The sequence below is a fragment of the Flavobacterium sp. AC267 genome, assembly GCF_979258715.1.
Map to the genome: position 1 here is coordinate 746,107 of NZ_OZ409875.1, position 13,354 is coordinate 759,460.

General features: G+C 33.9%; 8 protein-coding genes and 5 pseudogenes. 7 read left to right on the plus strand and 6 right to left on the minus strand.

Going from position 1 to position 13,354, the window contains the following annotated elements; all coding sequences use genetic code 11:
• Positions 1 to 4: 4 nt before the first annotated feature.
• Together ACZZ95_RS04005 and ACZZ95_RS04010 are read right to left on the minus strand one after the other, a co-directional pair.
• Positions 5 to 628: a hypothetical protein gene (locus ACZZ95_RS04005; protein WP_463468099.1), complete on the minus strand. Its 624-nt coding sequence runs from the start codon at positions 626 to 628 to the stop codon at positions 5 to 7.
• Entirely contained in the window at positions 594 to 3,041 is a 2,448-nt protein-coding gene (locus ACZZ95_RS04010; RefSeq protein WP_463468100.1) for a SusC/RagA family TonB-linked outer membrane protein, read from the minus strand. Before ACZZ95_RS04010 ends, ACZZ95_RS04005 begins: the two co-directional genes overlap by 35 nt.
• Positions 3,042 to 3,675: 634 nt before the next feature.
• Between ACZZ95_RS04010 and ACZZ95_RS04015 the strand changes: the two genes are divergently transcribed.
• From ACZZ95_RS04015 to ACZZ95_RS04030, 4 genes and pseudogenes are all read left to right on the plus strand, one after another.
• A complete protein-coding gene (locus ACZZ95_RS04015) occupies positions 3,676 to 4,392 on the plus strand; it encodes an NUDIX hydrolase (protein WP_463468101.1) in 717 nt (238 codons plus the stop codon).
• A gap of 56 nt (positions 4,393 to 4,448) precedes the next feature.
• Positions 4,449 to 5,151, plus strand: a pseudogene (locus tag ACZZ95_RS04020) (NUDIX hydrolase).
• 163 nt (positions 5,152 to 5,314) lie between these two features.
• Positions 5,315 to 7,112, plus strand: a pseudogene (lepA, locus tag ACZZ95_RS04025) (translation elongation factor 4).
• Positions 7,113 to 7,385: 273 nt separating this feature from the next.
• Positions 7,386 to 8,003, plus strand: coding sequence for an outer membrane beta-barrel protein (locus ACZZ95_RS04030; RefSeq protein ID WP_095953832.1), 618 nt, complete (start codon positions 7,386 to 7,388; stop codon positions 8,001 to 8,003).
• An 87-nt stretch (positions 8,004 to 8,090) separates the two neighbouring features.
• Here the strand turns inward: ACZZ95_RS04030 and ACZZ95_RS04035 are convergent, their stop codons facing one another.
• The 3 genes and pseudogenes from ACZZ95_RS04035 to ACZZ95_RS04045 all read right to left on the minus strand — a co-directional run bounded on the left by ACZZ95_RS04035 (position 8,091) and on the right by ACZZ95_RS04045 (position 10,419).
• Positions 8,091 to 8,288, minus strand: a complete 198-nt coding sequence (locus ACZZ95_RS04035) for a hypothetical protein (protein WP_463468102.1) — start codon at positions 8,286 to 8,288, stop codon at positions 8,091 to 8,093.
• A gap of 4 nt (positions 8,289 to 8,292) precedes the next feature.
• A pseudogene (locus tag ACZZ95_RS04040) lies at positions 8,293 to 9,685 on the minus strand (radical SAM protein).
• A 29-nt stretch (positions 9,686 to 9,714) separates the two neighbouring features.
• On the minus strand, positions 9,715 to 10,419 hold the full coding sequence (locus ACZZ95_RS04045; RefSeq protein WP_463468103.1) for a prolipoprotein diacylglyceryl transferase family protein: 705 nt from the start codon (positions 10,417 to 10,419) through the stop codon (positions 9,715 to 9,717).
• A gap of 168 nt (positions 10,420 to 10,587) precedes the next feature.
• On the opposite strand from ACZZ95_RS04045, the pseudogene ACZZ95_RS04050 reads away from it, so the two are divergent.
• Positions 10,588 to 11,548 (plus strand): annotated as a pseudogene (locus ACZZ95_RS04050) (helix-turn-helix transcriptional regulator).
• 63 nt (positions 11,549 to 11,611) lie between these two features.
• Here ACZZ95_RS04050 and ACZZ95_RS04055 read toward each other — a convergent pair.
• Complete coding sequence (locus ACZZ95_RS04055) at positions 11,612 to 12,091, minus strand: DinB family protein (RefSeq protein WP_095953827.1); 480 nt, start codon at positions 12,089 to 12,091, stop codon at positions 11,612 to 11,614.
• A 316-nt stretch (positions 12,092 to 12,407) separates the two neighbouring features.
• Between ACZZ95_RS04055 and ACZZ95_RS04060 the strand changes: the two genes are divergently transcribed.
• Entirely contained in the window at positions 12,408 to 12,710 is a 303-nt protein-coding gene (locus ACZZ95_RS04060; RefSeq protein WP_463468104.1) for a hypothetical protein, read from the plus strand.
• Positions 12,700 to 13,258: pseudogene (locus ACZZ95_RS04065) on the plus strand (choice-of-anchor L domain-containing protein). Before ACZZ95_RS04060 ends, ACZZ95_RS04065 begins: the two are co-directional and overlap by 11 nt.
• The last annotated feature ends 96 nt before the right edge of the window (positions 13,259 to 13,354 follow it).

The following is a 13,354-nucleotide window of genomic DNA, read 5'->3' on the forward strand; positions in this document are numbered from 1 at the left end:
AAATTTAAAAGTTAACATTTAGACCCATCATGTAGGTTCTTGGCTGTGGATAATACCCAACATCGATTCCTTTAGCCCAAGATTGATTTACGTTTCCAAAACCAATTTCCGGATCCATTCCTTTGTACTTTGTGAATGTGTAAATGTTATTTCCTGCAACGTATACTCTGAATTTAGAGAAGAATTTTAACTTGTCTGTTAACTTTGTCAAATCACATCCAATTGTAGCATTTTTAATTCTGAAGAAATCAGAATCCTGAATATACAAATCAGAGAATTTAGTGTAGTTACCATTATCATCTGTTCCGTAAGTTACTCTTGGAACTGTGTTTGAAGTTCCTTCGCTTGTCCATCTGTTTAAAACATCTGTTGTGTTGTTTGTGTAAGCACGAGTGTAATCGTGAATTCCAAAAACGTTTTGTCCTCCAGCAGTACCGTAAGTATTAATAGAGAAATCAAAAGCTTTATATGATAATTCTAAATTAACACCGTAAGTAATATCTGGGTTTGGATCACCAATTTGAGTTTTATCATTTGCATCAATTTGTCCGTCACCGTTTAAGTCCACAAAACGAACATCTCCAGGAACTGCACTAGGCTGTACTCCCGCCGCAACTTCTGCAAGCATTTTGAAAAATTCCAGCTGTTTTTAAACCGTAGAAATAACCCATTGGTTTACCTACCTCAACACGGTTCATTTCGTCTAAACCTTGGAATAAAACATTAGATTCTCCGTGAATGATTCCTTCATTATTTGCAATTCTCAACACTTCGTTTTGGTTGCGTGAAAGGTTGGCGTTGATACCAAAATTCCAGTCTTTTCCGAAACGTGTGCGGTAAGCCAATCCAATTTCAAAACCTTTGTTGCTCACGTCTCCACCATTAATGTAAGGTGCAGTTGCTCCAGCATAGGCAGGAATAGAAGCCAAAACTAACCAGTCTTTAGTTTTCTTATCGTAATAATCGAAAGTTAAAGTAAAGTTGTTAAACAAAGTAGCATCAAAACCTAAGTCTAACTGCTCTGAAGTTTCCCATTTTAAGTTACGGTTTGCTAATTGGTCAGGACTTGAACCTACTAATAAAGTTTCGTCACCTGTTCCAAAATGATATGTTTTATCTGTTGAGTTTACAACTGACATGTAAGCAAATCTTCTTGCAAATTGATCGTTACCATTTTGTCCCCAGCTTGCTCTTAATTTGAAAGTATTTAATACTTTGTTTTCTTTAAAGAAAGCTTCTTTGTCTAAATTCCAACCTGCAGAGAATGAAGGGAAAATAGCATATTTGTTGTCTGGACCAAATTCTGAAGATCCGTCACGACGAACTGTCGCTGAGAATAAGTATTTATTATCATAATCGTACAATAAACGTCCGAAATAAGATTGAATCGCGTAATCTCTACGATTTCCTTTTACCACATTTGAAGTTGGGTCTTTTGCATTGTCTAAATAAGCGTGAGCAAAATCATCAAAAATCAAGTTTCTACCTTGTCCTTCCATGTAATCAGAAGTATTCTTTTTAGCAGAAGTACCCGCTAGCAAATCAAAATTATGAGCTGACCCAACATTGAATTTATATTGAAGTGTATTTTCAAAAATCCATCCCAAAGATTTTGTAGCACTTTGAGTTACACTTGAAACCGTATTATTATCATTTGAAGAAAGAGAATAAACTGGTCTGAAAGAACGGTAATTACTGTCTGTCATATCAACACCATAACTAGTTCTGAAAGTAAAGTTTTTGGCAAATTTTAATTCAGCAAAAATATTACCTACATAACGGTTTGTTTTAGTCTGGTTGAAGTTATTGTAGTATAAAGATCCAACAGGATTTGTTACGTCGTTTGAAATAATTGAACGTGCAAAACCGCCATTTTCATCGTAAGGAGCATCGATTGGCGCGACATTTAAGAAAGCTCTAATTGCATTGCTGTAAATACCATCATCTGCAACACCGCTAGATTTGATGTTTGATAAAGTGAAGTTTTCACCAATTTTTAAAAATCCTTTAATTACTTCTGAAGTAGAGTTTACTGTAAAGGTAATACGATCGTATTGAGACTGACTTGTAGATCCTCCGATCATACCGTCTTGCCCGTAGTAAGATAAACCAGTAGCAATTGTAGATTTTTCGTCACCACCTGTAATTAAAAGCGAGTGATTTTGTTTGATTGCACCTTCGTTAAATAAACTTTTCTGCCAATCGGTATCTGGAAATCCAGCAATTTGAGCTTTTGTGTATAATGGAGCATATCCAGAATTTACACGAGCTTCGTTCATAATTGTTGTATATTCCTGTGTATTCAATAAATCCAGTTTTTTAGCAATCTGCTGAAAACCTGTATAAGAGCTGAAAGACACATTCATTTTACCGTCTTTTCCTTTTTTAGTTGTAACCAAGATAACTCCATTTGTCGCTCTTGCTCCGTAGATAGAAGTCGCAGAAGCATCTTTTAAAACATCAACCCTTTCAATAACAGATGGATCAAGATATCCAATTCCGTTATCAACCACAACACCATCAACTACATAAAGAGGATCACTGTTTCCTGCTGTACCTGCACCACGAATATTTACCACCATATTCGCACCAGGCTGACCAGAAGAAGAAGTTACAGAAACTCCCGAAGCCTGTCCTTGTAAAGCATTTACAACATCAAGACTCGCAACTTGCTGAATGTCTTTTCCTGATACCAAAGAAGTTGCGACTGTATTAACTTTCTTCTTTTGAGTACCGTAACCAATTACTACAATTTCTTTAAGTTCTGAAGTTTCTGGCTGTAAAACCACGTTGACTAATTTTTGAGCGCCAACCGTAATATTTTGTGTTTTAAATCCCACGAAAGTGATCACTAAAACATCGCCTGTTTTGGCTTCCACTTTATATTTTCCATCAAAATCGGTAACAGTACTCGATTTTGTTCCCTGTACAAGTACAGTTGCTCCAGGAACTCCAAATCCGTCTTCGGAAGAGGTGATTGTTCCACTTACAGTTTTGGATTCTTGTGCAAATCCAAACTGCATCATAAATACGCTAAGCAAGCACCGCCATAAAATATGGAAGCTTTGTTGTTTTAATACAATTTTTGCTTTTCATAATAAGAATTGATTAAGTTTAAGTTATAGTTAGTAATTTTTACCCTAAGAGAAATCTGGAAAACTTCCCAAGCAGGTCATGCCAAAAATGAGGGCCTGAATCTCATTTCCAACATTTAGTACTTGCAGACTATAAGCGACTATTTTTTAAACATCAAAATCGATTTAAAATCAATTTCTAGAAAAAACATTTGTGGTAAGTTTAAGTTAAGTCGTAGCTTTGCCTTTTTTACTTATAGTCAATTTGAATTTATCTTATGGTAAATTTGACTACAAGTGTAAAACAAATTTTCTATATTAACAAAATATTAGGGTTATTTTTTTTCAATTCTGATAAATAGTAAGTCATTTTTATCAATGTTGTAAAAAGAGAATTGAAATTGAAATAAAAAATATAGAAAAAACAACGATTTATAAAATTGACAATCAGACATTTAAAAATCGATATGTTTTAAGCCATATTTTAGCACATTTTTAATTCACTGATTATCAAAATCTTGTTTCGTTAAAAAAAATATAAAGCTTTTAAGAAGGCTCGTAATCATTTTATTTATTTAATTTGTCAAAATTTATCTCGAATATGGTTGAAAATGTAGATGACAGAACTGCTTCAAAAAACGAACAGAGTGCCATGAATGCGATCACGATTGACTGTGTCATTTTTGGTTTTGACAAAGGCAGTCTGGAAGTACTTTTGGTGCAAGACGGTGAGGGTATCAGCAAAGGAAAGTGGGGTCTTCCAGGGGGATGGATTTTTAAAAAAGAAAGTACAGACAATGCCGCGCATCGCTTATTGAACGAACTTACGGGTCTTGACAATATTTATCTGGAACAGCTGAAAGCATTTGGAGATCCAGATCGTTTTCCGTCGCGACGTGTAATTACAATCGGCTATTATGCATTGGTAAAAAGAGAAGATTACAATATTAAAGCTGGTTTTACAGCTTCGGATGCGAAATGGTACAAAATAAATAATATCCCAGATTTGATTTATGACCATAATGAAATTCTGAATTACAGCTTAAAACATCTTCGAAATAAAGTCCGTCAAACACCAATTGGATTTAATCTGCTTCCAGAAAAATTCACTTTATTACAATTGATGCAGTTGTATGAAGAAATTTTAGGTGTTGGAATGGACAAACCAAACTTTAGAAGAAAAATTCTCCATATGAAACTTCTAGTCGCTTTAGATGAAAAACAGCAGGATGTATCGCATAGAGCGACTCAATTGTATAAGTTTGATCCTGAAATCTATAAAAAATTGACTGAAAAGGGATTTAATTTCGAATTCTGATTTTCATATAAAAATTAACAAAAAAACGCTTTTGCACTTCGAAACAACATAATAAATTGACAGAAACAACTACTAATTATCACAAACCAGCCGTAGACGGAATCACAATTGACTGCGTTTTCTTCGGATTTAATAAAGAGAGTCTCGAAGTTCTCTTAGTGCAAGCATGCCCAAGGCGAAAGTAAAGGTAAATGGGGACTTCTTGGCGGATGGCTTCAAATAGACGAAAGTGCCGATGATGTCGCTCAGCGCATTTTACAAGAACTTACGGGTCTTGAAAACATTTATTTGGAGCAGTTAAAAGCTTTTACAAATCCGAATCGTGTTCTTGAAAGACGTGTGGTTACTATTGGTTATTACACTTTGGTCAACAGAGAAGACTATAATATTAAAGCCAGTTTACGAGTTATCGAAGCAAAATGGTATAAAATAAATGAGATTCCGGATTTGATTTTTGACCATAACGAAATTCTGGATTTCAGTTTATTGCAATTGCGAAACAGAGTCCGTCAGGCACCAATTGGTTTCAATTTATTACCAGAAAAATTCACCCTTTTACAGCTAATGCATTTGTACGAAGAAATTTTAGGAATCGAATTGGACAAATCCAATTTCAGACGAAAAATTCTCCACATGAAATTGCTGACAGCACTGGATGAAAAGCAAAAAGACGTTTCGCACAGAGCGACTAAACTTTATAAATTTGATGCAGAAATGTATAAGAAATTAACAGAAAAAGGAGTCAATTTTGAATTTTAAACCTGTTTTTAATTCACAACGATCAACTATCGTAGATCAACATTCCAGAATCCAAAACTTTGCGCTATCTTTGCGCCTTAATAACATGCTTTAAAGCAATTGCTTTGGCGTTATTTTACACCCAAAAAATACTTAAACTCGTTTAGAGAACTGATATATAAAAATGAAGAAGATACGTAACTTTTGCATTATTGCACACATTGACCACGGTAAAAGTACATTGGCGGACAGATTATTAGGCGCAACACAAACCGTTACAGCTCGTGAAGAAAAAGCGCAATTGCTTGACAACATGGACCTGGAACGTGAGCGTGGTATTACCATTAAAAGTCATGCCATTCAGATGGAATACACTTATAAAGGTGAAGAATACATCCTGAATTTAATTGATACTCCAGGCCACGTAGATTTTTCGTATGAAGTTTCTAGATCTATTGTCGCCTGCGAAGGAGCTTTATTGATTGTAGATGTCGCACAAAGTATTCAGGCACAAACGATTTCAAACTTATATTTAGCTCTTGAAAACGACTTAGAAATCATTCCGGTTTTGAATAAAGTCGATTTACCAAGCGCGAACCCAGAAGAAGTTAGTGATGATATTATCGATTTATTAGGTTGTAAATTAGAAGATATTATTCATGCCTCTGGAAAAACAGGTTTTGGTGTTGAGAACATTCTTGCCGCTATTATCGAAAAAATTCCTGCTCCAAAAGGAAACCCAGACGAACCATTACAAGCTTTGATTTTTGACTCGGTTTACAATCCGTTTCGTGGAATCGAAGTAATATTTAGAGTTGTAAATGGTGAAATCAAAAAAGGTCAGAAAATTAAATTCATGGCTACTGGCAATGAATATTTTGCTGACGAAATTGGAACTTTAAAATTAAACCAAGTTCCGAAAAACGTAATTTCCAGCGGAGATGTTGGATACTTGATTTCTGGAATTAAAGAAGCAAAAGAAGTAAAAGTTGGAGATACTCTAACCGATGCCAAAACGCCGACAACGAATATGATTACTGGTTTTGAGGATGTAAAACCAATGGTATTTGCTGGAATTTATCCAGTTGATACGGAAGATTATGAAGATTTGCGTTCTTCTATGGAAAAATTGCAATTGAATGATGCATCTTTAGTTTTTACGCCAGAAAGTTCTGCGGCTGTTAGGATTTGGTTTCCGATGCGGCTTCTTAGGAATGCTACATATGGAAATTATTCAGGAACGTTTAGAGCGTGAGTTTGACATGACTGTAATTACTACGGTTCCTAACGTTTCGTATTTGGCTTACACCAAAAAAGACCCTGAAACTGCATTTGTGGTAAACAATCCTTCTGACTTACCTGAACCTTCTCGTTTAGATAGAGTTGAAGAACCTTTTATTAAAGCTACTATTATTACAAAAGCTGATTTCGTAGGAAACGTAATGAGTTTATGTATCGAAAAACGTGGACAAATTACCAATCAAACGTATTTGACAACGGAGCGTGTTGAATTGAATTTTGATATGCCTTTAGCAGAAATTGTATTTGACTTTTACGATCGTCTAAAAACGGTTTCTAAAGGTTATGCTTCTTTTGATTACTCTCCAATTGGAATGAGAACTTCGAAATTAGTAAAACTGGATGTGCTTTTAAATGCTCAAACAGTTGATGCACTTTCAGCCTTAATTCACGAAGATAACGCCTACAATATTGGTAAAAAAATGACCGAGAAATTACGCGAGTTAATCCCAAGACAACAATTTGACATTCCGATTCAAGTCGCAATTGGAGCAAAAATTATCGCTCGTGAAACGATTAAAGCTCTTCGTAAAGACGTTACCGCAAAATGTTACGGTGGAGATATTTCGCGTAAGCGTAAATTGCTGGAAAAACAGAAAAAAGGTAAAAAACGTATGCGTCAAGTAGGAAACGTTGAGATTCCGCAAGAAGCTTTTATGGCTGTTTTGAAATTGAATGATTAAGTTTTTTAGAAAATAGAATAAAGAACCCAAAATATAGATTAAAACCCGATAACGAAAGTTATTGGGTTTTTTATTTTTTTAAGAATTAGTTCTCAATAAACACTTGGCTTTATACCTTAAAACTTAAATTTAACATCATAATTAAACAAGTAAATACTTATAAAATTGTATGTTTTTTAACTCAATTGATTCATTGTTGATGCATTCGATTTAGATTCTAAAATTTCTAGATTTTTAAATATAACTTTAATCTTACAACTTAAAATTATTATTATGAAAACTAAATTTTTTATTCTTTTATCGATGTTAACTTTCTCATTTGCTAACGCACAACAAGAAGAAGTTGATTCGGAAATGAACTCAGCAAAAGGCGTAACTTTTCAAAGCGGTGATATGTTTCTTGAAGGTTCAATCAAAATTAGCACAGGTGGTGATGCTGACTATTACGGCTTTAGCCCAAAGTTTGGCTATTTACTAAATGATAAATTTGCAGTAGGAGCTAAACTAAATTATGCAAGCAATAAAGTAGAAACTACGCAAGTAGAAACTAATGTTTTTGGAGTTGGTGCTTTTGCTCGTTACTATTTCTTAGAATTGGACAAAAAACGTTTAAAAACTTATGCGGAAGCTGGTTTAGGGTTTGGAAGAAACAAAACTGATATTCCAAATGTTGGAAGTGATACTGATAACAGTTTAACTGCTGATATTACTGTGGGATTAAACTATTTTGTTACTAAAAACATTGCTGTAACTTTTGTATTAGCAAATATGCTGTCTTACAACAGTGTTTCTCCAGAAGACGGACCATCATCTGATACTTTCCAATTAAATATTAATTTATTTGAAAATATCTTCGATCAACCGCAATTTGGTCTTTTGTATAGATTCTAAATCGTTCTCCGATTTATTTATAAAAAAGCTGTCTCAATTTGGGACAGCTTTTTTATTCCCAAATAATTTTATTTGTTTGGATTTTTCTTATGATAAAAGCGTTCCGCATATTCCTAATCCAATAATCAGATATAGGGCTCCTATAATAAAACAAACCTTTGTCGCATTGGGGCTATTTTTCTTAATTGCAAAACCAATGATAGCCATTAAAATTGGCGGACCAACCATAATCGCTATAAAAAATGCGACTAAACCACCCAAATTACCTACTTCTAACCCTGTCATATTCTTATATGTTAGTTCTTAATTCTTCTAATCTTTTTACTTTATCATCTCTATAAAACAAATTCATGGTTTCAAAAGGAATTATTTTATTATCCTTATTGACAATATGTACACATGATTTTTTTATTGCCCTCACATCAAAATTATAGGCATCAATAAACTGCATTATAATAATTCTAAACAGATTGTCATATCCTAATTCTGGTGCATCAATATTAGGAAGACAGCATAATATCGATTTCAAGTTTTCTTGTGCTACTTCTACAGAATTTCCTGTGCTAAACAAATCTATCATTTTACCTCGAAGCACTTCATCCTGCTCATAAATAATAGTGTTTTTACTATTGTCCAATAAATCATTTGGATTAATATATCGTGTTAACGGAAAAACTTCATCTCCTAACTTCAACGCATAACCCATTACTAAAGCGTCAGGATTACAAGGAACAGGAAGTAAATCATCTGAATTGAAAACGGTAGTTTGCTCCAGAATTTTTTCTTCTTACTTCTGTTAAAGTCATGCGATCTGTTTCTAAGTTAAAGTTCTCCAATCTACCCGCTATTTGAGTCGGCTGAAATGTCACACCTCGAACGCACTTTTGCTTTAGTGCAAATTCAATAATTTTACCTATTTCATTATCGTTTAATCCTTTCTGAAGTGTAACAACCAAAGTGGTTGACAAATTAACTTCATTTAGATTTTCTAAAGCCTGTTTTCGTATTTCGCTTAAATCGGCTCCACGCAATTCCTGTAATACACTATCTTCAAAAGAATCAAACTGAAGATAGATTTCAAAATCTGGAGAATAGCTTTTTAACCTCTTAACGAATTCTTTATCTTTTGCAATTTTAATTCCGTTTGTGTTTAGCATTAAATGCTTTATCGGAACTGATTTTGCGTAATCCAAAATTTCAAAGAACTCAGGATGTATGGTTGGTTCTCCACCACTAATCTGAACTACATCAGGTTCTTTTTCGTTTTTAACAACCGTATCGAGCATTGCTTTTATTTCTTCAAGAGTTCGGTGTCTGCCATAACTAGGCGATGAACCAGCATAACAAGTCGGACATGTCAGATTACATCGATCTGTAACCTCAACAACTGTAAGGCAAGAATGCTGTTCATGATCTGGACATAAACCACAATCGTACGGACAGCCATAGTGCGTTTTTGTATTAAAAGTATACGGCATCTCGGATGGTTTATTGTAGTTTCGGATATTCTTGTAATACTCAATATCGTCAGCAATCAAAACCTTAGAACTCCCGTGTTCCGGACATCTTTTAAGCATGTAGACATTCTCGTCTTCAAAAACAATTTTAGCATCAATTCTTTTTAAGCATTCTGGGCAAAGGCTTAATGTAAAGTCATAATAAGTATATTTTCTAACTGGCATTTTTTACAAATAAATTTAAAATTGTTTTGTTATAATAGAGCAGACAAATCAAGCATAAAATCTGAATCGAACTTATTCCAAAAATCAGGAAATAATTGGGTTTCAGAAATTCTACAAAAAAAGCGAAATGCAAAATAGGCGATCATAAAATACTGAAATATAAGTCCGTTTTTTTTATTTCTATTTTTTAATTTCTTCAGAACAAAAAATAAAATGATCAGAAAAATTAATTCGTACAAGGCAATTGGATGCCTCATAATATTGTCGCCAAGATTCATACCCGTAAAAAAGGCCGTTTCTTTTCCATATGTAAACTCATTGGTTCCAGATAAAAAACAACCAGTTCTTCCTATAAAAATTCCCAGAATAATCGGAAAGGTAAATAAATCTCCCGATGATTCTTTTTCTCCTATCACCTTCTTAGCAATTTCAACGCCCAAAAGCCCTCCAAACAATCCCCCCATAATGGTCTTCGCATTGAAGAGTTCTAAAATCGATGTTTCATCAAGATGAAAAACAGGATTTTCCAAAAAACCCATAATTCTAGAACCCAAAAAAGCCCCAATTGCGGCTCCCAATATGATTGATAATCTGTTGGAAGAAACAATAGTATCGTTCGTTCTTTTTCTCAAAAAAACATAATATCGATATCCTAAAAAAAATGCCAGATATTCTAAAAGTAAATGGATATTGATTTCATAACCAAAAATAACTGGCTCAAAAGGAAGTTTCATTCTATATTCTAAAATTTAATACTATAATTCTGTAAAGATGCGAAAAATGTTTAAATTAATTCGACTTATAAAGTAAAAGCTGTTTCAATTTGGAACACCTTTTTTATTTCTATAAAGATTAAACCTTTGTAACTTTGAGCATCTGAACTTTTGAAGCTAAAAGAAAAAATGCCTGACGAAACTCCCAAACGATTTGACCGAATTGTTGCGATTCTTATTCAATTGCAATCTAAAAAGATTGTAAAAGCACAAGAATTGGCAGATCGTTTCGACTGCAGTTTACGAACTATTTACAGGGATATTAGAACGCTCGAAGCTTCTGGCGTTCCTATTTATAGTGAAGCAGGAGTTGGTTATGCTTTAATGGAAGGCTACAGACTTCCGCCCGTAATGTTTACACGAGAAGAAATAAGCAGTTTTATTGCTCGCTGAAAAGCTGATGCAAAAATTTACTGATCCTTCTTTGGGAACGCATTACGCATCTGCGATGTACAAACTCAAATCGGTTTTAAGAAGTACAGACAAAGACTGGCTTTCGAATATTGAATCGAGAGTGGTTATGCAGACGGCAGAGCCAATGTTTAATGATAATTCTCCAAACACTTTAGCTGTTTTGTTTGAAAGTATTGCCGAAAAGAAGCAGATTCTTTTGACCTATAAAACTTATGATAAGGACGAAACAACGCGCCGAAATCTGGAACCTGTTGGGGTTTTTCATGACAATAATAATTGGTATTTTCTAGGTTATTGTCATTTGCGAAAAGATTATCGTCAGTTTAGAACGGATCGTATTCACGAAATTAAAAAGACGGAACTTGATTTTACAATCGAACATGATGCATTAGAAACGTATTTAAATAAAACAGAAACCTGCACGACAACTAAAGTCCGTATTTTGATTGAAAAGAAAATAGCGCGCTATTTGGCGTACGAAAGAAAATATCATGGTTTTGTTTCAGAAAAAGAAATTGGCGATCAAATAGAAATGACTTTTATGTGCCGAGATATAGAAAGCGGTTTCCCGAGATGGTTTCTTATGTTTGGAGATTATGCCAAAATTCTGGAACCAGAAATACTAAAGGAAAAAGTATTGAATCTGCTCGAGATTAATAAAAAAAGACTTTTATAAAAAAAACTCCCAAAGAGAATTAGATTCGATCTTTGGGAGTTTTTTTATTTATTTTTCTGAGATTTATCTTTCCCAGAAAAATGGAGGTTCGATATTTAAAGCTCTTAAATACACATAAGCTTGTCCGCGATGATGTACTTCGTTATCAATAAAATATAAAATATTCTGAATTACAGGAAATTCATATTGCCCAAAAAGATTGAATGTTTCGCTGAAATCTTCAACCGATAACTGCTCCCAGTATTTATTAATTTCTTCTGTAGCTTCATCCCATTTTTCAAGATACTGCGCTTTAAAAATCAATTTTTCTCCTCCTTCCGAAAATGCTTCGGTTTGTTTCGTTACAATTCCCTTAAGTCCTGGAACTGCAATCGCTAAAAGTTCATCAACCAATTTTGCGAAAGGACGCATCCCTCCTATTGAAAATTCGAAGAAATCTTTTTCAGGAAAAATTTCAATTAAACGACGAGTCAGGGTTCTGTGCCCCTGCCAGTGTTTTAATAAATCTTCTGAAGTAATAACTTGTGCTTCTAATGTTTTCATGGTTTTAAAGTTTAAATATTTTTAATACTTCAAAAGTAAATTGGGCTGGTGACAACAGTTTGTCAGCAGGAAAATAATTTTACGAAATATTTTATTATTCATTCTTTAGCCACACTAAAACAACTAAATTCTTCTTTCTATAAACGACTTATTCTCTATACTCTTCGCCATTTACCTGTGTTTTTTTTACATTTTAACAAAAATAAGTTTATAATCCATTTTTATTCAAAAAGCGAAATAAAATCATAAAATACTGACAATCAAAAATTTAAAAAAAATAATTTCGTAACTTTAAGATTACAACAAATAATGAATTATGAAATTTCTTCTATTTCTACTTTTATTATTTTATTCGGCAATATCTTCAGCACAAGGAATTATAGTCGACACTACATCTTTGGGCATACCTGAACTGATACGTTCGGAGTTGATGCAGAATGGCTGTTCTAACGAAAGTAATTTCAAATTCTCATCATATCAAGGTATCGGTAAATTCACAAACAGCAATCCAAACTTTCCCATTTCTAGCGGCATCATTATACGAAACGGAATCGCCAAATATACTGAAGGGTCATATACCGGCAACAACGAAAGCAGTCAATTGAACAATGCTCGCTGATAGTGATCTGCAGGTTATCAGTGATAATAACGGACAAGTTGTACCCGTTACAGACGTCAGTTTTATTCAATTTGATTTTACACCATTATCAAGCAATTTTAGCTTTGATTTTCTTTTTGCTTCGAATGAATATGGTGAATTTCAATGTGGATTCAGTGATGTTTTTGCTTTCATATTGACCGATTTAACAACGGGAATTTCAACAAATCTCGCCGTACTTCCAGGAACAAATACACCTGTTTCGGTCAAGAACATTAGAGATCAACAATATAATTCGTCTTGTTTATCTGCCAATGCTAATTTATTTGACCGTTATAATGTTGCGAACCCCTCTCAGTCACCCATCAATATGAGAGGAGAAACCAAAGTTTTAACTGCTCGCTTCAACGGTGATTCCAAATAGGACTTATCGTATAAAACTGGCTATTGGGGATTACAACGACAGCAATTATGATTCGGCAGTTTTCATAAAAGGAGGCAGTTTTATGACCACTATGGATTTAGGCCCCGACAGAACCATTTGCCAAGGCGAAAAAAATCACCCTTAAATCTGATCTTGTTGGTAATTTCAGTTATGTATGGACATTAAATGGAGCAGTAATTCCAAATGAAACCACTAATTCTTTAACAGTCGATAAAGCCGG